Below are 24073 nucleotides of genomic sequence, written 5' to 3' on the forward strand. Positions count from 1 at the left end.
GCGCCTGCATCAGGCGTCATCCGCCCGTCAACGGGGGCGTTATGACGATGTTGTCCAGGATCGATCGAGTTCTGTAACGGACCGGCAAGAGCGCCCAGGGCGTCGCGCCGTCCATCGACGAGCGGGAGAGCGGCGGCGACGCCGCCGGCGTCATCGGCGAACGGTTCGAGACCATTCAGGACAGCCTCGATCAGTTGTCGGACATGGCGCGCCGGTTCGGGACTTTCGAGAGCCTGCTGGCGCAGCTGCGGGATCCGCTGGAGGCGGAGTTCCGGTCGCGGCGCGACGGCCACGTCGAACTGATCAACCTGCGCGCCGCCAGCATCGACAACGGGGCCCGGCTGGAGGCTGCGACCGTCGAGGTGCGCAAGCTGGCCGACGCCCTGGCCGAGAGCGAGGCGCGGGCGGAAGACCTGGCGGCGCGGCTCCGCGAACAGACCGCGGCTTCGCAGGAAGCCCGGGTCGAGGCCGATCGTCACGCAGCGAACTGTCGCTGGCGACCGGCAAGATCGAGGCGCTCGAGACGGGTGAACGCGTCTCCGGTCAGCGGATCAAGGAACTTGAACAGGACCAGGAGGCCCTGCGCACCCAGTTGAAGCAGGCCGAGACCCTGCGCACCGACTCCGAGGCCGGCCGGGCGCAGATCCAGCGCGATCACGCCCTGGCCTCTGAAGAGAACACCGTCCTTCGTCGTCGCGTCGACGAGGTCTCGGCCGAGATCGCCGCCCTGGCCCGATCGTCCGCCGCCAGCGAAGGCCAGCTGGCCACCGAACGCGCCCGCTCGGCCTCCGAGCAGAGCGAAGCCGCCCGCGCCCTGCGCACGCTGGAGAACCAGACCGAGGCCGCCCGGGCCGAGATCGCCTCCCTGTCGTCGCGGCTCGATACGGCCACAGCCCGCGCCAACGGGCTGGAAGTCCTGAACACCGAACAGGCGTCGCGTCTGAGCGAGCTGCAGACCGGCTCGCACGGGACCGAGCGCAAGGCCGAACAGTTGCAGGTCAGCCTGGACCGCGCCATGGAGCGCATCCGCGGCCTGGAGGCCGAGACCGAAGAGACCCGCCAGCGCCTGGCCGGGATGGAGGTCGCCCGCCTCGCCGCCGTCGACCGCGCCGAGACCCTGGCCAAGGCCGCGACCACCCACGAAAAGGCCATCGCCCGCGCCGAGGACCGGATGCTGAAGATCCAGGCCAAGCTGGCGGCGGCGCAGGACGAGCACCACGCCAAGGCCCAGACCATGATCCAGCAGGCCGCCGCCCTGCGCGCGGAGCTGGAAGGCGCCCGGGCCGAGGCCGCGATGTCGTCGGCCGCGCTGGACGCCGCCCGTCGCGAACGCGGCGGCCGGCCGGCCCCGATCGAAAGCGGATCGGTCCAGGCCATCGTGGCCTGAGTTTGGCGGCGGTCGGGCGTGGTGGTAATCTCCACGCCATGACCGTGCATGTGACTATCGAGATGGATGAGGCCGTGAAGGCCAAGCTGGATGCGTTCTCCAGCGCCAGAGGCCGAGTGGCCGGTGAACTGCTGGTGGAAGCGGCGGAGCTTATTGCTCGCGAGCATGACGCTCTGGAGGCCGCGATCGTCGAAGCGGAAGCCTCTCTGGCGGCGGGCAAAGGCATCCCGCATGAGGAGGTCGTTGCCCGGCTGCACGCACGGCGAGCCCGATGGACGGACGCTGCTTGAGGCTGATCTGGACGCCGGAAGCGGAAGCTGATCTGGAAGAGGGCGTCAACTACATCGCGCGAGACAATGTCTCGGCCGCCATCGCGACAGAAGATCGCGTTCTGGAAGCAGCGGATGGGCTGCGTGATTTCCCCAGCAAGGGGCGGGCTCGTCCCGACGGCAGACGGGAGTTGGTGGTCGCCGCCAAGCCTTTCCTGCTCGTCTACCGGACGGAGCTCGACTGTGTTCTGGTTCTGCGCGTCTGGCACACGAGCCGCGAACCGTTCAGCTGACCGACGCGAGTCGTTCGCACGGAACCGGCGCCCTGCGGCGGGCGTATCGAGGCTTCACTGTTCGCGCCGGAGCCGCCCCATGGACATCACCCAGCTGATCCTCGACGACCACGCCGAGCAACGGCGGCTGTTCTCGATCCTCGAACAGATCGATCCGAAGGACATCGAGGCGCTGACGGCGGTCTGGTCGCGGCTGAAGGCGTTCCTGGATGTCCACGCCGAGGCCGAGGAGCGGTTCTTCTATCCCGAGCTGCTCAAGCTGGGCGAGGGCGCCAACGACGCCGAGGACGGCACGGTCGAGGGCGAGACTGAAGACGCCATCGAGGATCACAACAGGCTGCGCGACGCGGTCAAGGCGGTCGAGAAGTACAAGGTCGGCACGGGCGCCTGGATCGAGGCGGTCGGCAAGGCCAACGTGGTCAACTCCAAACACATGGGCGAGGAGGAACGGCAGGGTCTGACGGACTTCCGCCGCCACGCGCCGGTGTCGATGCGGCACGAACTGGCCGTGCGGTTCGCCGCGTTCGAGGCCGATCACATCACCGGCGTGCGGCCCGTCAACAAGGACCCCGAGAGCTATATCGAGGCCAATGGCTGACGCGCGATGATCGAGGACCAGTCCGGCTAATGGACTCCCGTGCTCGGCGCGGTCCTCGCGGGCGGCGTCATCTGCATCGAGCGCGAGTGGCAGGGGCGGGCGGCGGGTCTGCGGACGCACATCCTCGTGTGTTTGGCGTCGGCGCTGCTGATGCAGGCGGCGCTGACCCAGGGGCATTGGGCGTTTCTGGCCCTGCCCGACGAGAACATCGTCACTGACCCGACGCGGATGGCGCACGGGGTCCTGACCGGGATCGGCTTCCTGTGCGCGGGGGTGATCTTCCGGACCGGCTTCTCGATCCACGGGCTGACGACGGCGGCGTCGCTGTGGATCACCTCGGCGATCGGCATCCTGCTCGGGGTCGGCCTTTATGGGCTCGGGATCGTGGCGACGGTAGTGACGGGGCTGATCCTGGCGGCGACGCTTTCAGGTGTTGCCGGGCTGTGCCGCTTCTACCTCGACCCGCGCGACGCCTGAGTTCGGTGTCAACGCCACACTGTCCAGCACGGCGCGAGATTCTGTACCAACTCGTCACCCCAGCTGGCATAGCCGCCGTTGTAGTCGTTGACGGTCATCAGCATCTGGCCCCTGCCGGGTGCGGAGACGTCCATCGTGATCTCGTAGCGCTGCCCGTCCTTCTTGGTAGGTTCGATGGGACGGAGAATCGGCGGGCGCGGGTTCAAGGCGGTCGGAACGCCTCGCACGGCTGGAATGGCCCGGAGCGTCTGAAGCGAAGTCCGAAGACCCGGACAGGTTTCAGATCGAGCGACCTGCGGCGCGGCCCTCGTGTAGACCGCGATAGCCGACAGCTTATCATCCGTGGGGTCGGACCCGGCCGGCCCCCTGCGTGGGGCGTAGATCGTGATCTCCGCGCCTTCATATGGCGTTTCGCGAAGCACATGCACCCGGACGACGGCCTGCCCGCCCTCGAATTCGAAAAGACGTATCTGGTCCGACAGGGACTGCGACCCCGCCAGCGCCGGGGTCGCGATCAAGGCGGCGAGGACCACTCCGCGCATGTCAGCCGCCCTGCATCGCGTAGCGCTTCACGATCTCGAACAGGAAGTCGCGGCCCTCGTAGAGGGAGCGGACGCGAATCCGTTCGTTGAGGCCGTGGGCGCCGCCGCCGTCGGGATCGCCGAACATGCCCGTGACGCCATAGGTCGGGATGCCTGCCGCATTGGTGAAGCGGCCGTCGGTGGCCCCGGTCGCCATGGTCGGCAGGATCGGCACGTTCGGCCACATCTCACCCGCAACCTCGCGGATCGGACCCATGACGGCGTCGGACAGCGCCGGCGGCGGGGCGGTCGGGCTGGGGCGGCCGACGGGGGTGATGGAGATGGCGGCATCAGCCATCAGCCGGGTCAGTTCCGCCTGGGTCTCGGCCACCGTATGGCCGGGCAGGATGCGGCAGTTGATGTTGGCGGTGACCTTCTGGGGCTGGGCGTTCGGGGCGTGGCCGCCGTCGATCAGGGTCGGGATACAGGTGGTGCGCAGGGTCGCGTTCCACGACGGATTGGCGGCCGAGACGCGGGCGGCGGCCTCCGCATCGGGACCGGCGGCGGCGCTGATGGCGCGCATGTCGGCGGCGTGTTGCGGCTGGGTCCCGGCCAGGGCCGCGAAATAGGCGCGGGTGACCGGGTTCAGTTCGAGAGGGAAATCGTAGCCGCCGACGCGGGCGAGGCCGGCCGCCATGGCGACGATGGCGTTGTCCTTCCTCGGGCGCGAGGAGTGGCCGCCGGGGTTGGTCAGCTCGAGCGTATAGTCCTGATAGATCTTCTCGCCCGCCTGGACGGCGAGGGCGAGGCGATTGCCCTGATCGTCGAGCAGACCGCCGGCGCCTTCGTTCAGGGCGAAACCGGCCTGAAGGGGCTCGGGGTGTTCGGCCAGCAGCCATTCGACGCCGTTGTGGACGTCGGCGGTCTCCTCGCCGCAGGTGAGTGCGATCCTGATGTCGCGGGCGGGGGCGAACCCCTCCTGCCTGAGCCGCACGAGCGTATCGACCCAGACCGAGGCCTGGGCTTTGTCGTCGCTGGCGCCGCGCGCGTAGAAATAGCCGCCCTCCTCGACCAGGGTGAAGGGATCGCGGGTCCAGTCGGCGGGATTGGCCTCGACCACGTCGATGTGGGCGAGGAGCAGCAGGGCGGGGGCGTCGGGGTCCGAGCCGTGCAGGGTGGCGACCAGATTGCCGTCCTTCGGCCGGTCCGCCGGAGCGAGGATGCGGACGTCGGCGGCCGGATAGCCTGCGGCGGTCAGGCGGGCGGCCATACGCTCCCCGGCCAGGGTGCAGCTGCCTTCGGACAGGGTGGTGTTGGTCTCGACCAGTTCCTCGTAGAGGGCGCGGAAGGCGAGCTGGTCGGGGCGGGGCGCCGGCGCGGTCTGGGCCTTGGTGGAGGTGGCGATGGCGAGGGCCACGCCGAAGACGACGGCGATGACGCCCACGCCGATCAGCAGGCGCTGGCGGCTCTTGCGGACCGCCGCATAGACGGGCTCATCGAGGTAGTAGAAGCCGGCCCGGGCCTGACGGATGGCGTTCTGGCGCAGCAGGCCGCGCAGGGCGAGTCTGGCCAGGTTCCGGTCGGGCGCCAGGGGGATGGCCCTGTCGGGCGAGAAGGCCTCGGCGGCCCGCAGCGCCTCGATCATCCGGCGCTCCGCCCGCATCCTCTGGGCCGCGACGACGGCGCCGGCTGTGTTCGACATGATGGATCCCTCTCGTTCGGCGTCGAAGCTAGCGTGAAGCCGCGCCCTTGTCCCGCCCCGGATCACGCCGGACTTGCATGCGGCGACATCAGGGGACTAGCGTGAAGATTCGTCAGTTCCCGGAGCGTATTTGGTGTTCGATCTGAATCTTTTGTGGCCGGTCGCTGCGGCGATGACGGCGGGCGGCCTGATCGGCGTGGAGCGGACCTATCACGGCCACCCGGCCGGTTTCCGGACCCATATCCTGGTCTGTCTGACCTCGTGCCTGCTGATGCTGGCGGCGATGCACCAGTCGACCTGGGCCTTCACGGCCTTGCCGGGTCAGACGGTCGTCATCGACCCGACACGGATGTCGCACGGCCTGCTGACCGGCATCGGCTTCCTGTGCGCCGGGGTGATCTTCCGCGAGGGGTTTTCCGTGCACGGCCTGACCACGGCGGCGTCGCTGTGGGTGACCTCGGCCATCGGGGTGCTGTTCGGAGTGGGGATGCTGGACCTGGCCCTGCTGGGGTCGGGCGCCACCCTGGGCGTGCTGGGGATCCTGCGCGTGCTGGACGCGAGGCTGCCGCATGTCGGGGTGATGGACGTAACCCTGCGCTGGAAGCGTGGCGAAGCGCCCAACGGCGTGGCCGTGCGCGAGTTGCTGCGCTTCAGGGGTGTGAAGGTGGTGCGTCTGGGGCATGTGATGAGCCATGACGGGGCCATCCATGAGCATCATCTCAAGGTAAAGGGGCATGTGCCGATCGACATCGACGGCCTGGTGACCCAGCTCAGCGCCGAGGACGGCCTGGCCGGCTTCTCGATCCTGCCTCGCGAGGAGTGACGGCGGTCATTGTCCGTCAACCTTGTTTGAGGCATGACTGGAACGAATGACGAACAGCATGATTCATCAAGGCGGGGGGACTCGAATTCTGGGACTGGACCCCGGCCTGCGCCGCACCGGCTGGGGCGTGATCGTGGCCGAGGGCTCGCGGCTGCGCTGGATCGCGCACGGGGTGGTCGCCCCGCCGGAAGGGGCGCCGCTGTCGGAACGGTTGCTCTGGCTTCTCGAGAAAGTGGGTGAGGTCTGCGCCGCCTATTCCTGCGACGAGGCGGCGATCGAGGAGGTGTTCGTCAATGTGAACCCGTCGTCGACGCTGAAACTGGGTCACGCGCGGGCGGCGGTGATGCTGGCCCCGGCGCAGGCCGGGCTGTCGGTGGCGGAGTATTCACCCAATCTCATCAAGAAGGCGGTGGTCGGGGCCGGCCACGCCGACAAGAGCCAGATCGCCTTCATGGTGAAACGGCTGTTGCCCCAGTCTTGCCAAGGGGCCGCCGGGGACGTGAAGGCGGACGCCGCCGATGCGCTGGCGGTGGCGATCACCCATGCGCAGCTGCGCAAGCGGGCCCTGCTTATTCCTCCCCCGTTGGGGGAGGGGGACCGCATAGCGGTGGAGGGGGCCAAAGCCAGACACCTTCTTCGCGGTGAGCCCCCTCCACCCCAGCGCAAGCGCGCTGCGGTCCCCCTCCCCCAAAGGGGGAGGAATACATGATCGGGCGGCTGAGAGGCGTTCTGGCCGAGGTCGAGGAGGGGCATTGCCTGATCGACTGTGCGGGCGTGGGCTATGTGGTGACGTGCGGCGCGCGGACGCTGCAGCGACTGCCGGCGCCGGGCGACGAGGCGACCCTGCATATCGAATCGAGCTGGTCGGCGGAGAACGGGCCGCGCCTGTACGGCTTCCTGACGCGGGACGAGCGGCGGGCCTTCACGACCCTGACCGGGATTCAGGGGGTTGGGCCGAAGGCGGCGCTGTCGGTGCTGGACGTCCTGCCGCCGGGCGAACTGGCGAGCGCGGTCGCGCGGGACGACAAGGCGGCGATCGGGCGAGCGAACGGGGTGGGTCCGAAACTGGCGCTGAGAATCGTGACCGAGCTGAAAGGCAAGTCGCTGGGGGATGTGTCGTTCACGCCGAGCGCTGCGGGCGTGCATGCCGAGATCGCACCGCCGCTTCCGAGCGTGACGGGCGAGGCCGTGTCGGCCCTGCTGGGGCTGGGCGTGGCCGAGGTCAATGCGCGCCGGGCCGTGGATCAGGCGCTGATCCGGCTGGGCGATGACGCCGAACTGTCGGCCGTGATCCGGGCCGCGTTACAGGAGCTGGGGCGGTGAGGGACATCAACATCCCTTCTCCCCTTGCGGGAGAAGGTGGCAGCCGAACGCTGACGGATGAGGGGTCGCGCCGATGGCTGGAGTGGGCTCGGCCAATGCAGAGGGTTGAGGTCAGCGTGACCCCTCATCCGACATCGCTTCGCTCGGCCACCTTCTCCCGCAAGGGGAGAAGGGCAGTATGACCGACGACCGCATCATCTCGCCGGAACCCGCCCCCGGCGAAGCCTATGACCGCGCCCTGCGGCCCCAGACCCTGTCGGAGTTCGTGGGGCAGGAGCAGGCCAAGGGCAATCTGAAGATCTTCATCGACGCGGCGCGGGGGCGGGGCGAGGCGCTGGATCATGTGCTGCTGTTCGGGCCGCCGGGACTCGGCAAGACGACGCTTGCGCAGATCGTGGCGCGCGAACTGGGCGTCGGCTTCCGCGCCACTTCCGGCCCGATCCTAGCCAAGGCGGGCGATCTGGCGGCCATCCTGACCAATCTCGAACCGCGCGACGTCCTGTTCATCGACGAGATCCACCGGCTGGCCCCGACGGTGGAGGAGATCCTCTATCCGGCGATGGAGGACCATGTGCTGGATCTGATCATCGGCGAGGGACCGTCGGCGCGGTCGGTGCGGATCGATCTGGCGCCCTTCACCCTGGTGGGGGCGACGACGCGGGCGGGTCTGTTGGCGACGCCGCTGCGCGACCGGTTCGGGATTCCGCTGCGACTCGAATTCTACACGCCGGAGGAACTGGTGAGGGTCATCACCGGGGCCGCCCGGAAGATGGGAACGGGGATCAATGACGAGGGCGCGCGCGAGATCGCCTCACGGGCGCGAGGCACGCCGCGCGTGGCGGGGCGGCTGCTGCGCCGGGTGCGGGACTTCGCCGAGGCGGAGGGGGCGGCGGTGATCGACCGCATCGTGGCGGCGCGGGCGCTGTCGCGGCTGGAGATCGACGAGGCGGGGCTCGATGCGAACGACCGTCGCTTCCTGAAGGCCCTGATCGAGAACTATGGCGGCGGGCCGGTCGGGATGGACACTCTGGCGGCGGCGATCGCCGAGGCGCGCGACGCGGTCGAGGATGTGATCGAGCCCTATCTGCTGCAACAGGGCTTCATCCAGCGAACGCCGCGCGGACGGATGGCGTGTGCGAAGGCCTATGCGCATCTGGGCCTGACGGAGCCGCCGAAGCCTCCGACGGCGCAGGGCGTGGGGCAGGGCGGCCTGTTCGAGTGAGCATCGACTTTGATCCGGCTAAGGACGCCGTCAACCGCGCCAAGCATGGCGTGTCGCTCGCCTTGGCGGCAGCGGGCGATTGGACGGCCGCCTTCATCGCGCCCGACGATCGGCGAGACTACGGCGAACCTCGATGGTATGCTTATCTGCCGATCGACGGCCGCGTTCACGTCGTTGTCTATAAAGAGCGGGACGACATCACCCGCATCATCAGTCTGCGTCGGGCGAACCCGCGCGAGGTCAGGAAGTATGACGAACTCCGCACCGGTTGATCCTTCGGAAGATTGGGACAACCCCGAACTGACGGACGCCGATATCGCGCGCATGCGACCGGCGCGCGATGTCTTGTCTCCCGAGGCCTATGCCCGGCTGGCGGGTCTGGGCGAGGTGGGTCTCAAACTTCCGGCCGAGACGATCCGGGCGTTCGCCGAAGAGGGCGACGACTGGCGTGAGCGTATGGCCGAAGCCCTGAACGAAGCGGCGCGGAAGAAGCACGCGGCCTGACGGGTCAGGGTTCGGTCGGGATCAGGCGGTAGTTCAGGGCCTGGATCGACCACGGCGTGGTTGGGGCCAGCAGGACCCGGCCCGAGATACGGCCATTTTCGCAAGTCCAGTCGAACATCCCGGACAGGGCGCCCGTGGCGACGACGGGCGTGTCGGTGACGCAGTCGCCGGCATCGACCTTCGCCGTCGTGAGGACCGTGCGCCAGTTCTCGACCGAACGATCCATGAGGACGTTCATCGCCAGCCGGTTCTGTTCGACCGAGACGTCGGCGGCGGCCCAGATACGGCCGGTCGCGGCGTAGGCGGCGGCGAGTTCGTCGCTGACGGGCGCGTCGCGCACGGGGGCGGCGCCGGAACGGACCAGCAGGTTGGCGGCCTCCAGCAGGGGCGCGGACGGGCCGGCGTAGGTGCGGTTGGCGAAGGCGAAGAGGCCGAGGCCGCGCTCCGGCAGCAGGATCATATAGGAGCCGTAGCCGGGATAGCCGCCGCCGTGGGCCAGGACCTGTCCAAGCTCGCAGTCGGCCGGGACCCGCAGACCCATGCCGTAGGCGACCCCGACCGGGCAGGGCGTGCCGTCGGGCAGGGTGCGGAGGCTGGCGGCGACGAAGTTGGAGCCGGTCGCCATCTCGCGCACCGTCGAACGCCGCACAGGGCCGGTCTCTTCGCCGTCGCGGGCGGGCCAGGCGGACAGCAGGAAGGCGATCCATTTCGCGTAGTCCGGCGCGCTGGTCTCGACCCCGCCCATGGCGCCGAAGACGCCGTGGCGCATGTCGGGCTCGGGGGCCCAGGCCTCGTTCTCCCAGCGGTAGCCGAGGGCGCGCCGGGTCGGGTTGGACGCGAAGACATCGTAGCCTGTCGCGGTCATGCCAAGCGGCTGCATGATCTCCTGCCGGATATACTCATTGTACGGACGACCTGAGACATGGGTCACGATCCGGCCCAGCAGGGCGTAGCCGAAGTTGGAGTATTCGAAGGCTGTCTCCGGACTGCGGGTGAAGGGAACGCCCGCCTCCAGCATGGCGGTGAATTCGGCCTCGGTCAGGACCTGCTGGCGGTCGCCCCAGGGATCGTCGGTGACGAAGCCGGCGGCGTGATTGAGCAGGTCGCGAATCTTGATGCGCGGCGAGTCCGCCGTCGGGTAGGTCCAGTGCGCCATCTCCGGCACATGGGTTTCGGCGAGGTCGTCGAGCGACAGCCTGCCCTCGTCGCGCAGCTTCAGGATAGCCAGGGCGGTGAAGGCCTTGGACATGGAGGCGATGCGGAACAGGGAGTGCAGGTCCACCGGCGCCTGGCTGTCGAGATTGCGTTGGCCGGTGAAACGGACATGACGAAGACGCCCGTCCTGGACGATGCCCCAGATCAGGCCGGGCGCGTGGGCCTGGGTCTGCCAGCGGTCGAAGTTCGCATCGATCTGGCCGACGGCCTCGTCGAAGGTCGCCGGCGTGGGAGCGGCCGGGGCGGTCGGGTCCGGTGTCTGGGCGAAGACCGGCATGGCGGCGACGAGGGCCAGGGCGGCGACGGCGGCGGTCAGGCTGCGATGCATGGCGTTTCCCTCCAACGCCGCACAGCTAGCGCTTCGCTCGCCTGGCGCGCCAGATAACTTTTGCGAGCGGCTTGCCAAGCGCCGGGCGCGGGACTTTGGTGTCGGCGAACCGGAGACCGTCCATGATCCTTCGCGCACTCGCCGCCCTGTGCCTGCTGTTCGGCGGGATCGCGCTGGCCGCGCCCGCCCTCGCCGCCGATCCGGTGTTCATCGACACCGCCTGCCCGGCCGAGTGGCCGACCGGGGTGCGCGAGGTTCGCTGCGGCACGCTGACGGTCGACGAGGCGCGTGACGGGTCGAGCGAGCGGCGGATCGATATCGCCGTGGTGATCGTCAAGGCGTCGACGCCGTATCGCGACGCGTCGGGGCGTCTGCTGCCGCCGGTGGTGAATTTCCACGGCGGGCCGGGCGGGGCCTCGACGCCGGGCGTCGGGCGGATGCTGCAGGCCGCGCAGCAGAACCCGGACGCTGTCGCCGTCGATCAGGACATGATCTTCTTCGACCAGAGGGGCGGCGGGCGAGGCAAGCCGTCGATGGACTGCCCGGGCGTCGAACTGACCGACGCCGGGCCGCCCTCGGACGAGGATCGCGACGGGCTGATTGCCTGTCTGCGCGACTATCAGGCCCAGGGGATCGATCTGAACTGGTACAATGCCGCCGCCATCGCCGACGATGTGCGCGACCTGGTCCAGGTGCTGGGGCTGGAGAAGATTGACCTGCGCGGCGGATCCTACGGGCCCCGGATCGAGGCCGCCGTCATCACCCATCAGCCGCAGATCGTGCGCGCCGTAGTGATGGACAGCCCGTGGCCGCCCGAGGGCAACTGGGCCGTTGGCACGCCCGAGCAGGTCTCAACCGCCGTGCGGATCATCCTGGCGAAGTGCGCGGCCCAGGCGGAATGCAGCGCCCGCTATCCCGACATGCAGGCCCGGTTCGAGACCGAGGCGCGACGCTGGCTGGCCGGGCCGATCACGGGCAGGGACGGGCGGACGTTCAATGTCGACGATCTGTCCGCCTTCCTGATGGACACGACCTACAGCCGCGTCGGCGTGCATCGCCTGCCGGCCGCTCTGGACAGGATCATCGCCGGCGACCTGACACCCGTCGCCGAGATCGCCGGGAACAGGACCTATTATTTCGAAGGCCAGCACATGGCCCACCTGTGCAAGGAGGAGCTGCCGTTCGAGTCGAAGGCGCGGCTGGTGGCCGGAGCGGCAGGCGATCCGGTTGCGGAGGTCCTGGTCCCGTCCCTGTCGCGACTGTTTGACGTTTGCGACGCCATCGGCGAGCGGCCGGCCGACCCGATCGAGAACGCCCCGGTCGTGACCGACATCCCGACCCTGTTCGTCGCCGCCGAGATCGATCCCGGCTGCCCGCCGGCCCTGACCGAGGCCGCCGCACGCGGCTACGCCAACAGCCAGGTGGTGATCGTGACCAATGCGACGCACGGGGTGATTGGCGCCAGCCCCTGTACGCGCAGGATGGCGCGGGACTTCTTGCGCGACCCGTCGGCGCCGGTGGACCGCAGCTGTCTGCCGGTCGCCGACACGCCGCTGGACTTCACCCTGGACCCGCCGGCCGCATGACCGACAGCCCCACCGCCGGCCGTTTCGAGGGTCGCGCGCACCTGTTGCCGCTGCGGGTCTATTACGAGGACACCGACTTCACCGGGGTGGTCTATCACGCCAACTATGTCCGGTATTTCGAGCGCGGGCGGTCGGATTTCCTGAGGCTGGCGGGCATCGGTCATGCGCAGTTGCTGGAGATCGATCCGCCGCTGGCCTTCGTGGTCGCTGAGATGAAACTGCAGTTCGTCAAGCCGGCGCGGATCGACGACGCCCTGGTGGTGCGCACCACCTATGACGCGATCAAGGGGGTGCGGCTGATGATCTCCCAGGTGATCGAGCGTGACGGGCAGGCGCTGTGCCGGGCCGATGTCACCGCCGTCTGCATCCACCTGGACGGTCGGCCGCGACGTCCGACCAGGGCGCTGGTCGAGGCGGTGACACCCTGGCTGGCGCAACCGGGCGGCGCTGGCTAGACTCCGTCGGTGCCCGTTTCCGTGGCCATTCCGCCGCAGACCGGCGGTCGTCAGGAATCGACGGCGCTCCATCGGCCCTTCGGCCATAGAACCGCCACGCCACGTGGCTCGATAGAATCCGACTGTTCTCCCCAGGATCCGCCCATGACTGTCGCCGCCACTGTCGCCTCCGAGGCCTCGATGTTGAACCCGGTGACCCTGTTCCTGACCGCCGACTGGGTGGTGAAGAGCGTCATGGTCGGGCTGGCCGTCGCCTCGGTGTGGTCGTGGACCGTCATCATCGACAAGGCCTTCCGCTTCACCGCCCTGAACGCCCAGGCGAACGCCTTCGAAAAGGCCATCGCCTCGGGCCGGTCGCTGGAAGATGTGGCGGCCCAGGCGGGACCGGAGCCCGCCCACGCCCTGCCGCGCATGCTGGTGATCGCCCTGTCGGACTGGCGCGAGACGCGGCGCAAGGGGCCGCTGACCGATACCGAGGGCAATCTCCTGATCTCGCGGATCGACCGCAGCCTCGATTCCCTGATCGCACGCGAGGGCCAGCGGATCGAGGAAGGCCTGGGCGTGCTGTCCGTGGTCGCTACGGCCTCGCCCTTCATCGGCCTGTTCGGCACGGTCTGGGGCATCATGAACGCCTTCGGGCGGATCGCGGCGGCGGGAAACACCAATCTGACGACGGTCGCACCGGCCATCGCCGAGGCCCTGTTCGCCACGGCCGTGGGTCTGGCGGCGGCCATCCCAGCCTATATCGCCTACAACAAGTTCTCGATCGACGCGGGCAAGTTCACCGGCCGGCTCGAAAGTTTCGCCGACGACCTGCAGGCTGCCGTGGCGCGCCGTCTGGGCGGAGGCCCGGCCCCGGTCGCTCCGCCGCCCCCGCCGCCGCCGTCCGCTCCCGACCTGTCCTTCCGCCGGAGCGTCTGAGCCATGGCGATGGGTGGAGGCGGAGGCGGAGGCCACGTTCGGGGCCGACGCCGCGCCCGCAAACGGCCGCTGAGCGAGATCAACGTCACGCCCCTGGTGGATGTGATGCTGGTGCTGCTGATCATCTTCATGATCTCGGCGCCGCTGCTGACCGTCGGCGTTCCGGTGGAACTGCCCAAGACCGAGGCCAGCGCGGTCGAGACCGACAAGCCGCCGGTGACGGTGTCGATCGACCGCGAAGGCGCGATCTTCGTCCAGCGCGACGAGACGGCCTACGACGCCCTGACCGACCGGGTGGCCGAGGCCGCCGATGGCGTGGACCGCGAGGAGCTGTCGATCTTCGTCCGGGCCGACGGGCGGGCGCCCTATCAGGCCGTGGCGCGGGTCATGGCGCGGCTGTCGGCGGCCGGTTTCACCAAGCTGAACCTGATCACCGACACGGCGGAACCGGCTCCGGGCGGGGAAGGCTGAGCCATGGCGGCCACGCGTCCGTCACCGGCGATCTTCGGCGCCATCCTGCTGCACGCGGGCGTGGCGGCGATGTTCCTGATCCGCTGGCCCGAGAGCGAGGCCGAGATCCTGCCGACGGTGTCGTCGGTGCCGGTGTCGATCGTCTCCGACATGGTGGTCGAGGCGGCCGCGCCGGACAATCCGTCCGAGGAACTGGTCACCGACGAGGCGGCGACCGCGCCGGTCGAGACGCCCCCGGAGCCGATTCCTCCGACGCCCACACCGCCCGCCCCGACGCCCCGGCCTACGCCGACGCCGACCCCGAGACCTGTCCCGCCTCGGCCCACGCCGCCCAGACCGACTCCGCCGCGTCCCACGCCGCCGCGCCCGGCCCCGGCCCAGCCGCAGCCGTCGCTGGATCTGGACGCCCTGGCCGGTCCGCGCCGACCCGCGCCGACCCGCGGTCCGCGTCCGGCCACGGGGCAGCAGGGGCGGGGACAGGCGGCCCAGGCGACGGGGCCGCAGCTGACCGCCATCTTCAACCAGGTCTATCCGAACTGGACCCTGCCCTGCGACATCCCGGGCGCGAACCAGTTGCGGATCGAGATGGACCTGACGCTGTCGGCCGACGGGCGGATCACGGCGGGGCCGACGTTGCGCAATCCGCGCTCCGATTCCGTCTATCGCGCCGCCGCCGACGGCGCCCTGCGCGCCATCCGTCAGACCGCGCCCTTCGACGTGCCCGCGGGTTTCCCCGGCGGCGCCTATCGCCCGGTGTTCGTCACCGAACGGGCGTGCCGGAACCGTTGATTGCGATCCTGACCGTCCCTGACGCTTCGCCCGGCAAAGGTTGCCGTCCCGAAAGTCGCCCCATTCGCCGCCATGCTGGCGTTTGTCACACGGTCTGGCGATAAGGACCGGGACATTCCCGCTGCGCCTGGAGACATCGATGCGTCTGAACCTGCTTCTGAGCACCGTCGCGGCTATCGGCATCGCGGCGACCTCTTTCGCGCAGGCCCAGTCCGCCCGTGACCCTAACGGTCCGTCGCGCCAGCAGACCCAGGCCCAGCCGGCCCAGACCGGGGAACCGATCGAGGTCGAGATCGACCAGGGGGTGCTGCGGCCGTTCCAGATCGCGGTCGCGCCATTCAGCGGCCAGAACGGCACGTCGATCGCTGACGTCCTGTCGGGCGATCTGCGGCGCTCGGGCTTCTTTGAGCCGATCAACCCGGCCAGCTTCATCGAGACCAATCTAAGCCTGGCCAATGCGCCGAACTTCCAGCAGTGGACCCAGATCGGCGCCCAGGCGGTGCTTTACGGCTCGGTCACGCCGCGCCCGGACGGCCGCAACGACTTCGGCTTCCGCCTCTACGACCCCTACCGTCAGTGTCAGCTGGTCAGCTACAATTTCACCGCTACGCCAGAGCAGTGGCGCCGGATCGCGCACAAGATCGCCGATGTCGTCTATGCCCGGATGACCGGCGAGACCGGCATCTTCGACACTCGCATCATCTATGTCGCCGAGAGCGGCACCGAGCTGAACCGCCTGTCGCGCCTCGCGATCGTGGACCAGGACGGGTACAATCCCGTCTTCCTAACCGATGGCTCGGAGATCATCCTGACGCCGCGCTTCTCGTCCAACCCGGACGAGATCACCTATATGGCGCTGGGCGAGGACTACAGCCGCATCTACCTCTACAACCTGACCACGGGCCGTCGTGAAAGCCTGGGCGAGTTCGACGGCCAGGCCTTTGCGCCCCGCTATTCGCCCGACGGGTCCAAGGTGGCCTTCTCGATCATCCGGGGCGGCAATACCGACGTCTATGTGATGAACCTGAGGACCCGGCAGCTGTCGCGCCTGACCAGTGATCCCGGCATCGACACCTCGCCGTCCTTCAGCCCCGACGCGACGCGGATCGTGTTCAACTCCGACCGGACGGGGACTCCACGCTTGTATGTCATGAATGCCGACGGCTCGGGCCAGCGTCCGATCAGCAGAGGCGGCGGCAGCTATACGGCGCCGGCCTGGAGCCCGCGCGGCGACCTGATCGCCTTCACCAAGTCCGGCGGCGGTCAGTTCGGCATCGGGGTGATGAACATCGACGGCTCCGGCGAGCGGATGCTGAGCCGGTCCTATTTCGAGGAAGGCCCGTCCTGGGCCCCCAACGGCCGCTATCTGATGTTCTCGCGCCAGACGCGGGGCGGAAACACCAACCTGTGGATGGTCGATCTGTCCGGCCGCGTCATCGCCCAGTCAGGCTACCAGGGGCGGGGGTCCGACCCCGCCTGGTCGCCTTTGCTGGACGACAGCCCGAACAACCTCGGCGGCGGCCAGGGCGCCGACAGCTGTTCTTCCTAGACCGCTCGGGACCTTCCCGAACAACAATGCGTTATCGCCGGTGACGGCGCAGACAAAAGCCACGGTTCGCGACCTATGCTCAAGCTTCGCAGGACCGCCAATGAGGAGATGACCCGATGATGACCGCATCCAACATGACCAGGTTCGCATTGGTCGGTTTGGTCGCCCTTTCGATGGCCGCCTGCGCGCCCCGCCGCCCGGTGACCGGCGTGGCTGACGGCACGGACGGACCGGCGATCGACAACCCCGCCTACCCGGGCCCCGGCAACGGCGGCATCGACGGCGGCAATATCGGTTCGGGCGCGCCCGGCTCGGAACAGGACTTCGTCGTCAATGTCGGCGACCGGATCTATTTCGATCTCGATTCCTATTCGGTCAGCCCCGAGGCCTATCCGCGCCTGGACGCCCAGGCGGCCTGGTTGGCCCGCTATCCGCAGATCACGGTCCGCATCGAGGGCAACGCCGACGAACGCGGCACCCGCGAATACAATCTCGCCCTCGGCGCCCGCCGCGCCGAATCGATCCGCAACTATCTGATCGAACGCGGCGTCTCGGCCGGCCGGATCGACACGATCAGTTTCGGCAAGGAGCGCCCGATCGCGGAAGGCGCCAGCGAGGACTCGTGGGCCCGCAACCGTAACGGCCACACGGCGATCGTTTCAGGCGCCCAGTAAGAAGCCTGTCTCCTCCCGGTGCGCCCTTGCGCATGGGGAGGTGGCGGCGAGCCCCTTTGCGAGCTGACCGAGGGTTCTGAGGAGCGGCAAGAACCCCTCCGTCTCCTTCGCTTTGCTACGGATCCACCTCCCCATGCTTCGCAGGGGGAGGAGACATTGCGCCCTTGCTCGCTCCCCCGCTGCGCTGCACATAGGGTCGACACAGCGCCGGAGGGGGCCATGGTGGATATCGATGCGGCGGGCGGTCTGGCGACCGGCGGCCTGATCGCGGGGGCGGTCGAGAAGCCGACGGGCAAGGCCGGCGAGCACCACGCCGGGACCTGCAGCGACTGTGGCGAGCCGACCACCGGAAATTTCTGCGCCAACTGCGGCCAGCCGACCCACGTGCATCGCAGCCTCCTGCACCTCGGCGAGGAGCTGCTGCACGGCGTCATGCATTTTGACGCCCGAATCTGGCGCACCCTGCCGCTGTTGTTGCTCAATCCCTCCAGGCTGACCCGCGAATGGATCGCGGGGGCCCGGACCCGCTACGTCTCGCCCCTGGCCATCTTCCTGTTCACTGTCTTCCTGATGTTCTTCCTGCTGAGCTTCAGCGGCTCCCAGGTCATCCAGACCGAAAGCCTGGAAGAACGAATCGCGGACGCCCGCACAGGCGTCGCCGAGTTGCAGACATCGATCATCGCCGCAGAGGCGCGAGCAGTAGCGGGCGAGCCGGGGGCGGAAGGCGCGCTCGCGGGCATGCGGGCCGGGCTCGCCGCAAGCCAGTCCCAGTTGGCCTCTCTCGAGGCCGCACGCACGGCCGGGCCGCGCGCGGACGGCCTGACACAAGGCAGCTGGCAGGCCAGCGTCGCCGACGCCGTCCACGACGGCAACGTCACCATCGGATTCGGCGACAAGAAGCTGCAGGAGAAGATCCTGCACAAGCTCGCGAACCCGGACTTCGCCCTCTACAAAATCCAGCAGACCCTCTACAAATTCGCCTTCCTGCTGGTGCCGCTGTCGATCCCGTTTGTCTGGCTGCTGTTCGCCTGGAAGCGGGGCTTCACCTGGTATGATCACGGGGTCTTCGTGCTGTATTCGCTGACCTTCATGGCGATCCTGAGCATGACGCTGATCGCGCTCGACGCCTTTGCCGGGACTGGCAAGGACTGGCGCGCGATGGCGGGGGGAACGATCGGCGGCCTGCTGACCCTCACGGTTCCGGTCCACATGTTCGCACAACTCAGAGGGACCTACGGGCTTTCGATCTTTTCGGCGCTTTGGCGAACGGTCGCCCTGCTGATCTTCAGCTTCCTTGTGGTGGTTTTCTTCATCCTGGGCATCATCGTTCTGGGGCTGACTTCCTGACGCCTTGCGGCGGCCTCAAATCGATGAAAGCTGTAGCCTCATGAAGAGCCCATTTTCGTTCCGGAACATCGCCCTCGCCGTCGTCGGCTGCGGCCTGATCGGCGGCGCGGTCATCGCCCAGACCCAGCCCCTGCCGGCCATCCAATGGGATGTGCGCCGCCTCGACACTCTGGACCGCAACGTACGCCGGCTGGAGCGCGCCCTTATCCAGCGTAACAATCAGGTCGGCGAGCCCCTGCTGGTCGAGTCTGATCCCGAACTGATCGCCCTGCAGGGACGCGTGTCCCAGATGGATCGCCGGCTGCAGGACATGGAAGCGACCGTCCAGCGCGTGAACGGCGACATCGAGCGACTGACCTTCCAGCTTGACGAGAGCGACCGTGACAATGCCGCCCTGCGCAGCCGGCTGAACGATGCGGACGCCCGCGTCGAACGGATCGAGAGCGCTGCCGAGGACGCCGCCCGAGCCGCCGCCGCCGCCGAGGAGGCCGCGCGCGGGCCGCGCTCGCCGACCGGGGACGCGGTTTCCGACCTGGCCGCCGCCCGCGCCGTGACCGACCCGGCCGCCTCGCGGGCCGCGCTGGAGGCTGTGGCGACCAACTGGCCGGACACGCCGTCGGGCAAGGAAGCCGTCTGGCGCATCGGCGACATCATCCGCGCCACGGGAGACCAGGCCGGCGCGGTGCAGCAGTACGCCACCGCCCTGTCGGGCTGGCCGACCCTGCCGTGGGCCGGAGAAGTGACGTTGAAGCTCGCGCGCGGGCTGGAAGCGACGAACCGGGACGCTCAGGCCTGTGCGGCCCTGGGCGAATACGTCCGGCGCTATCAGGCGACCTCGACGCCGGCCCTGCGCGCCATAGCCACCGATACCCGCACGCGGGCAGGCTGCCGCTGAACCCGACCGACCCGACCGGGCTGGAAGGGCGGGTCGCGGCGCGGCTGGAGGCGCGGCTTCAGAAGGACGTCGATCATCCCGTGGCCCTGGCCCTGTCCGGCGGCGGGGACTCCATGGCGCTGCTGCGGATCGCGGCGGCCTGGGCCCGGGCGTCCGGCCGACGGCTGCTGGCGATCACGGTCGATCATCGGCTGAACCCCGACAGCCGCGACTGGAGCCGGCGCTGCGAGGCGGCGGCCCGGGCGTCGGGGGCGGACTGGATCGAGCGTCGCTGGGAGGGGGCGAAGCCGTCGACCGGCCTGCCCGCCGCCGCCCGCCGGGCCCGGCATGGCCTGATTGCGGAGGCCGCGCGCGAGGCGGGGGCGAAGGTCGTGCTGTTCGCCCACACGGTCGATGACATCGCCGAGGGCGACTGGATGCGGGAGCGGGGCACGACCCTCGGCCGGTTGCGGGAATGGTCGCCATCGCCGGCCTGGCCTGAGGGGCGGGGGCTGATGCTGCTGCGCCCGATGCTCGGGGAGGGGCGCGAGGCGCTGCGTGCCGTTCTGCGCGAGGCCGGGGAGGACTGGATCGAGGACCCGGGGAATGCGGCGTTCGGGCGAGGACGAGCGCGTGCAGCATTGAGCCCTCTCCCGGGGGGAGAGGGCTTGAGGCTCGCAGAGCGTAGCGATGCGTCTTCAGCCGAAAGGGTGAGGGGGCCGGTGCGTCCCGGTGAGGGCCTTGCCCCTCAGCCTTTCGCGCAAGAACGACGGCAGGCCGTCGTGCGCTCAATCCCTCTCCCACTGGGAGAGGGATTCGTGGTGGATCGCTCAACCACCTCTGCGGCTCTGGCCGCGGCCCTGCTGTGTGCGTCCGGAAACGAGACGCCGCCGCGCGGGGATCGGCTGCAGGCGCTCGCTGGTCGGCTGGCGTCAGGCGAAGACTTCATCGCCACCCTCGTCGGCGCACGGATCGAGGCGCTCGGCGAGAGCGTCATCGTCGGTCGCGAGGCCGGAGAGATGCGGCGCCGTCCCGTCCCGGACGTCGCGCTTCAGGCCGGCGTGTCTGTCGTCTGGGACGGTCGTTATGAGATCACCGGACGCGAACCCGGCTGGACCGCTGCCGCCGCGCTGGGTCGCCTGAACGCCCTGTCGAAGGCGGATCGCGCCATCGGGAATGCGGTTCCGGCCTGGGCGCGGGCGGCCCTGCCGGTCCTGATCCGGGACGGCGGGGGTGCGCCGGTTCTTGCATGGAGAAAGGCCGAGGTTCGCACCCTGGGACCGCGCCGTCTGAGCCTCGCCCAGTGGGAGTCCTCGGGCGAAACGACGCAGGAAAGCGACCTTGCCGGAACCATCCATGGCGAAACGCCGCCGCCTGACCTATTTTGACGACAACGACGTAACATCTGCCGGCTCACGAGGGCGGCGACGAGGATTTCAGACCAATGAACCTGCGTAACCTGGCGATCTGGGGCGTGATCATACTGGGCCTGCTGGCCGTCTATGCCGCCATCAGCCAGAATGGCGGCGCGACGATGCCCGGCCAGGCCCCCGGCGCCCAGGCGCAGGGCCGGCCCGATCCGATCACCTATTCAGAACTGGTCACTGCGGTCGAAGGCCGTCAGATCAAGGATGTTTCGGTTCGCGGCGATCAGGTCACCGGGACCTATCGCAATGACACCCGCTTCGTGACCACCACCCCCTATCCGAACGAGGGTCTGGTCGAGGCTATCCGCGCCTCGGGCGCCGAGGTGGATGTGAAGACCACGCGCCAGTCGTGGTGGCAGGGGCTGCTGATCGGCCTGCTGCCGATCCTGCTGCTGGTCGGCGTCTGGATCTTCTTCATGCGCCAGATGCAGGGCGGCGCGCGCGGGGCCATGGGCTTCGGCAAGTCCAAGGCCAAGCTGCTGACTGAGCACAAGGGTCGCAAGACCTTCGACGATGTGGCCGGCGTGGACGAGGCCAAGGAGGAACTGCAGGAGGTCGTTGACTTCCTCAAGGACCCGGCGAAGTTCCAGAAACTGGGCGGCAAGATCCCCAAGGGCGCGCTGCTGGTGGGCCCTCCGGGTACGGGCAAGACGCTTCTGGCCCGCGCTGTTGCGGGTGAGGCGGGCGTGCCCTTCTTCTCGATCTCCGGCTCCGACTTCGTCGAGATGTTCGTCGGCGTCGGTGCGTCGCGGGTCCGCGACATGTTCGAACAGGCCAAGAAGAACGCGCCCTGCATCATCTTCATCGACGAGATCGACGCCGTCGGTCGTCACCGGGGCGCGGGTCTCGGCGGCGGCAATGACGAGCGCGAGCAGACGCTGAACCAGCTGCTGGTCGAGATGGACGGGTTCGAGGCCAACGAAGGCATCATCCTGATCGCCGCCACCAACCGTCCCGACGTGCTGGACCCGGCCCTGCTGCGTCCCGGCCGCTTCGACCGTCAGGTCGTGGTGCCGAACCCGGACGTCGCCGGTCGCGAGCGAATTCTCCGCGTGCACATGAAGGACGTGCCCCTGGCCGCCGACGTGAACACCAAGACCATCGCGCGCGGCACGCCCGGCTTCTCCGGCGCCGACCTGGCCAACCTGGTCAACGAGGCGGCCCTGATGGCGGCGCGCAAGGACCGGCGTATGGTCACCCAGCGCGACTTCGAGGACGCCAAGGACAAGGTCATGATGGGCGCCGAGCGCAAATCCATGGCCATGAACGAGGAGGAGCGCCGCCTGACCGCCTATCACGAGGGCGGCCACGCCCTCGTGGCAATGAGCGTCAAGATGGCCGACCCGGTGCACAAGGCGACCATCGTCCCGCGCGGGCAGGCCCTTGGCATGGTGATGCAGCTGCCGGAAGGCGACCGCTATTCCATGAAGTACCAGCAGATGATCGATCGCATCGCCATCCTGGCCGGCGGCCGGGTCGCCGAGGAGATCATCTTCGGCAAGGACAACATCACCTCCGGCGCCTCCTCCGACATCCAGCAGGCCACCAAGCTGGCGCGCCGCATGGTGACCCAGTGGGGCTTCTCCGACGTCCTGGGCACCGTGGCCTATGGCGAGAACGAGCAGGAGGTCTTCCTGGGTCACTCGGTCGCCCGCAGCCAGAACATCAGTGAAGAGACCGCGCGCACTATCGACGCCGAGGTCCGCAAACTGGTCACCTCGGGCTGGGACGAGGCCCGCCAGATCCTGACGGACCGGGCTGCCGACCTCGAAACCCTGGCCCAGGCCCTGCTGGAGTACGAGACCCTGTCGGGCGAGGAGATCAAGGATCTGCTGGAGAAGGGCGCCGCGCCGAACCGCGACGAGAACAACTTCCCCAACGCCGGTCCCTCGGTCTCCGTGCCGGTCACCCCCGTGTCGGATGGCGTCAGCGTCGTGGCCTCGGAACAGCACCCGACCGTCCACTAGGCCTTTGGAACCCCGCCTTGAGAGATCGAGGCGGGGTTCTTCTTGGTGAACAGGTTTGCATTTCAAACAAGTCTGTGAGAAACCGCTCTCCACACGAGGGGAGATCCATCATGACCACCGACACCGACCGGCCGGAACGGCTGCATGGACTGGACGCCCTGAGGGCGGGCGCCCTGCTGCTGGGCGTCGTCCTGCACGCCAGCCTCGCCTTCTTTCCGCAGCAGATCTGGATCGTCGCGGACGACAGCCGGTCCATCGGCGTGGCGGGGCTGTTCTTCGTCATCCACCTGTTCCGGATGACCGCCTTCTTCCTGATCGCCGGACTGTTCGCCCATATGATGCTGGCGCGTCGGGGGTGGCTGAGCTTTGCGAAGGACCGGGTCCTGCGGATCACGGGACCGCTGGCCGCCTTCTGGTTCCCGGTCATGGTCGGCATCGTCGGAGCCCTGATCTGGACGTCGCACATGAACGGCCTGATCGTGCCGGGCGCCCCGCCGCCTCCGCCGCCGACCTACGACTGGACCAACGTCCCGCTGACCCATCTCTGGTTCCTGTATGTGCTGACGCTGTTCTACGCGACGGTCCTGATCCTGCGCGCGCCGTTCGCGATGCTGGACAAGGACGGCGGCTGGGGGCGGGTCGCGGACCGGTTCACCGGCGCCTTGATCGGCCCATGGACCCCTGCCGTTCTGGCTGCGCCCCTGGCCCTGGCCCTGTATCTGGATCCGAAATGGATCGCCTTCTTCGCCGTGCCGACGCCGGATGCGGGGCTGGTTCCGCACACGGCGTCGCTGGTCGGGTTCGGCCTGGCGTTCGGCCTGGGCTTCCTGCTGGACCGTCGGCGCGACCTGCTGAACCGGATCGCCGCCTGGACGCCCCCGTTCCTGGCCATCGCCGTGGTGTCGGGCGCCGCCGCCTACAGTCTGGCCGGCGGACCGAAGATCACGCCCATGGTCGAGCTGACCGACGAGAAGGCGATCGCAGCGGCGGTGACGGCCCTGGCGGTCTACAGTTCCGCCTTTTCGGCCATGGGACTGTGCCTGCGCTTCCTGTCGGGGCACAGCGCGGTGCGGCGCTACCTCGCCGACGCCTCCTACTGGATCTACATCCTGCACCTGCCGCTGGTCATGCTGGCCCAGGTCTGGGTGCAGGACTGGGCCGGGCCGTGGTGGCTGAAGCTGGGCGGGGTGTCGCTGGTCGTCTTCGCCGTCTGCCTGATCACCTACGAGCTGCTGATCCGCCACAGCTTCATGGGCCGCTGGCTGAACGGGCGGCGCGTGCCGTGGCGCAAGGCTCATCCCGTCGCGGCCGTTCCCGCCGAATAGCTTGCCAAGCCCGGCCGGCTCGTCCA

The 24073-nt window shown here is 68.9% G+C and carries 26 protein-coding genes and 1 pseudogene; 24 read left to right on the top strand and 3 right to left on the bottom strand.

The features are described from left to right. Positions 1 to 203 precede the first annotated feature (203 nt). The 6 genes from ACP7A5_RS00095 to ACP7A5_RS00120 all read left to right on the top strand — a co-directional run bounded on the left by ACP7A5_RS00095 (position 204) and on the right by ACP7A5_RS00120 (position 3024). On the top strand, positions 204 to 596 hold the full coding sequence (locus ACP7A5_RS00095; RefSeq protein ID WP_426040008.1) for a hypothetical protein: 393 nt from the start codon (positions 204 to 206) through the stop codon (positions 594 to 596). Further along, positions 509 to 1387, top strand: a complete 879-nt coding sequence (locus tag ACP7A5_RS00100; protein WP_426040393.1) for a hypothetical protein — start codon at positions 509 to 511, stop codon at positions 1385 to 1387. The genes ACP7A5_RS00095 and ACP7A5_RS00100 overlap by 88 nt, the downstream gene beginning before the upstream one ends. A gap of 38 nt (positions 1388 to 1425) precedes the next feature. Next, a complete protein-coding gene (locus ACP7A5_RS00105) occupies positions 1426 to 1677 on the top strand; it encodes a CopG family ribbon-helix-helix protein (protein ID WP_426040009.1) in 252 nt (83 codons plus the stop codon). Further along, positions 1674 to 1949, top strand: a complete 276-nt coding sequence (locus ACP7A5_RS00110) for a type II toxin-antitoxin system RelE/ParE family toxin (protein WP_426040010.1) — start codon at positions 1674 to 1676, stop codon at positions 1947 to 1949. Before ACP7A5_RS00105 ends, ACP7A5_RS00110 begins: the two co-directional genes overlap by 4 nt. Before the next feature lie 79 nt (positions 1950 to 2028). Next, positions 2029 to 2547, top strand: a complete 519-nt coding sequence (locus ACP7A5_RS00115) for a hemerythrin domain-containing protein (protein ID WP_426040011.1) — start codon at positions 2029 to 2031, stop codon at positions 2545 to 2547. A gap of 39 nt (positions 2548 to 2586) precedes the next feature. Next, complete coding sequence (locus ACP7A5_RS00120) at positions 2587 to 3024, top strand: MgtC/SapB family protein (RefSeq protein ID WP_426040012.1); 438 nt, start codon at positions 2587 to 2589, stop codon at positions 3022 to 3024. An 8-nt stretch (positions 3025 to 3032) separates the two neighbouring features. Here the strand turns inward: ACP7A5_RS00120 and ACP7A5_RS00125 are convergent, their stop codons facing one another. Together ACP7A5_RS00125 and ACP7A5_RS00130 are read right to left on the bottom strand one after the other, a co-directional pair. Next, positions 3033 to 3566, bottom strand: a complete 534-nt coding sequence (locus ACP7A5_RS00125; RefSeq protein WP_426040013.1) for a hypothetical protein — start codon at positions 3564 to 3566, stop codon at positions 3033 to 3035. A 1-nt stretch (position 3567) separates the two neighbouring features. Continuing rightward, entirely contained in the window at positions 3568 to 5247 is a 1680-nt protein-coding gene (locus tag ACP7A5_RS00130; protein ID WP_426040014.1) for a M20/M25/M40 family metallo-hydrolase, read from the bottom strand. A 133-nt stretch (positions 5248 to 5380) separates the two neighbouring features. Here ACP7A5_RS00130 and ACP7A5_RS00135 point away from each other — a divergent pair, with 133 nt between their 5' ends. The 6 genes and pseudogenes from ACP7A5_RS00135 to ACP7A5_RS00160 all read left to right on the top strand — a co-directional run bounded on the left by ACP7A5_RS00135 (position 5381) and on the right by ACP7A5_RS00160 (position 9119). Next, positions 5381 to 6070, top strand: coding sequence for an MgtC/SapB family protein (locus ACP7A5_RS00135; protein WP_426040015.1), 690 nt, complete (start codon positions 5381 to 5383; stop codon positions 6068 to 6070). 46 nt (positions 6071 to 6116) lie between these two features. Next, positions 6117 to 6638: pseudogene (ruvC, locus tag ACP7A5_RS00140) on the top strand (crossover junction endodeoxyribonuclease RuvC); the annotation flags it as partial. Positions 6639 to 6775: 137 nt separating this feature from the next. After that, positions 6776 to 7393, top strand: coding sequence for a Holliday junction branch migration protein RuvA (gene ruvA / locus ACP7A5_RS00145; RefSeq protein ID WP_425988875.1), 618 nt, complete (start codon positions 6776 to 6778; stop codon positions 7391 to 7393). Positions 7394 to 7571: 178 nt separating this feature from the next. Continuing rightward, complete coding sequence (ruvB, locus tag ACP7A5_RS00150) at positions 7572 to 8615, top strand: Holliday junction branch migration DNA helicase RuvB (protein ID WP_426040016.1); 1044 nt, start codon at positions 7572 to 7574, stop codon at positions 8613 to 8615. Beyond that, positions 8612 to 8887, top strand: coding sequence for a BrnT family toxin (locus tag ACP7A5_RS00155; protein WP_426040017.1), 276 nt, complete (start codon positions 8612 to 8614; stop codon positions 8885 to 8887). Before ruvB ends, ACP7A5_RS00155 begins: the two co-directional genes overlap by 4 nt. Then, a complete protein-coding gene (locus ACP7A5_RS00160) occupies positions 8865 to 9119 on the top strand; it encodes a BrnA antitoxin family protein (RefSeq protein WP_426040018.1) in 255 nt (84 codons plus the stop codon). Before ACP7A5_RS00155 ends, ACP7A5_RS00160 begins: the two co-directional genes overlap by 23 nt. Positions 9120 to 9123: 4 nt before the next feature. On the opposite strand, the gene ACP7A5_RS00165 is transcribed toward ACP7A5_RS00160, so the two are convergent. Then, positions 9124 to 10662 (bottom strand): serine hydrolase domain-containing protein, encoded by a 1539-nt coding sequence (locus ACP7A5_RS00165; RefSeq protein WP_426040019.1) that lies wholly within the window; start codon positions 10660 to 10662, stop codon positions 9124 to 9126. A gap of 122 nt (positions 10663 to 10784) precedes the next feature. On the opposite strand from ACP7A5_RS00165, the gene ACP7A5_RS00170 reads away from it, so the two are divergent. The 12 genes from ACP7A5_RS00170 to ACP7A5_RS00225 all read left to right on the top strand — a co-directional run bounded on the left by ACP7A5_RS00170 (position 10785) and on the right by ACP7A5_RS00225 (position 24047). After that, positions 10785 to 12248: an alpha/beta hydrolase gene (locus ACP7A5_RS00170; RefSeq protein WP_426040020.1), complete on the top strand. Its 1464-nt coding sequence runs from the start codon at positions 10785 to 10787 to the stop codon at positions 12246 to 12248. After that, positions 12245 to 12703: a YbgC/FadM family acyl-CoA thioesterase gene (locus ACP7A5_RS00175; protein WP_426040021.1), complete on the top strand. Its 459-nt coding sequence runs from the start codon at positions 12245 to 12247 to the stop codon at positions 12701 to 12703. The genes ACP7A5_RS00170 and ACP7A5_RS00175 overlap by 4 nt, the downstream gene beginning before the upstream one ends. Positions 12704 to 12847: 144 nt before the next feature. Beyond that, a complete protein-coding gene (tolQ, locus tag ACP7A5_RS00180; RefSeq protein WP_426040022.1) occupies positions 12848 to 13624 on the top strand; it encodes a protein TolQ in 777 nt (258 codons plus the stop codon). A 3-nt stretch (positions 13625 to 13627) separates the two neighbouring features. Then, entirely contained in the window at positions 13628 to 14095 is a 468-nt protein-coding gene (locus tag ACP7A5_RS00185; protein ID WP_426040023.1) for an ExbD/TolR family protein, read from the top strand. A 3-nt stretch (positions 14096 to 14098) separates the two neighbouring features. Beyond that, positions 14099 to 14884, top strand: a complete 786-nt coding sequence (locus tag ACP7A5_RS00190; RefSeq protein WP_426040024.1) for a hypothetical protein — start codon at positions 14099 to 14101, stop codon at positions 14882 to 14884. 139 nt (positions 14885 to 15023) lie between these two features. Further along, positions 15024 to 16433, top strand: a complete 1410-nt coding sequence (gene tolB, locus ACP7A5_RS00195) for a Tol-Pal system beta propeller repeat protein TolB (protein ID WP_426040025.1) — start codon at positions 15024 to 15026, stop codon at positions 16431 to 16433. A 119-nt stretch (positions 16434 to 16552) separates the two neighbouring features. Continuing rightward, entirely contained in the window at positions 16553 to 17107 is a 555-nt protein-coding gene (pal, locus tag ACP7A5_RS00200; protein WP_426040394.1) for a peptidoglycan-associated lipoprotein Pal, read from the top strand. 219 nt (positions 17108 to 17326) lie between these two features. After that, positions 17327 to 18454, top strand: a complete 1128-nt coding sequence (locus tag ACP7A5_RS00205) for a DUF3667 domain-containing protein (RefSeq protein ID WP_426040026.1) — start codon at positions 17327 to 17329, stop codon at positions 18452 to 18454. A 40-nt stretch (positions 18455 to 18494) separates the two neighbouring features. Further along, positions 18495 to 19349 (top strand): tol-pal system protein, encoded by an 855-nt coding sequence (locus ACP7A5_RS00210; RefSeq protein WP_426040027.1) that lies wholly within the window; start codon positions 18495 to 18497, stop codon positions 19347 to 19349. Positions 19350 to 19429: 80 nt separating this feature from the next. After that, the gene (locus tag ACP7A5_RS00215; RefSeq protein ID WP_426040028.1) at positions 19430 to 20716 is read left to right on the top strand and encodes a tRNA lysidine(34) synthetase; all 1287 of its coding nucleotides are present in this window, start codon (positions 19430 to 19432) and stop codon (positions 20714 to 20716) included. A gap of 56 nt (positions 20717 to 20772) precedes the next feature. Further along, positions 20773 to 22722 (top strand): ATP-dependent zinc metalloprotease FtsH, encoded by a 1950-nt coding sequence (ftsH, locus tag ACP7A5_RS00220; RefSeq protein ID WP_303694193.1) that lies wholly within the window; start codon positions 20773 to 20775, stop codon positions 22720 to 22722. 110 nt (positions 22723 to 22832) lie between these two features. Next, positions 22833 to 24047: an acyltransferase family protein gene (locus tag ACP7A5_RS00225; protein WP_426040029.1), complete on the top strand. Its 1215-nt coding sequence runs from the start codon at positions 22833 to 22835 to the stop codon at positions 24045 to 24047. The last annotated feature ends 26 nt before the right edge of the window (positions 24048 to 24073 follow it).

Origin of the sequence: Brevundimonas sp. TWP2-3-4b1, from assembly GCF_049897665.1 — a bacterium.
GTDB classification, from domain to species: Bacteria; Pseudomonadota; Alphaproteobacteria; order Caulobacterales; family Caulobacteraceae; genus Brevundimonas; species Brevundimonas subvibrioides_B.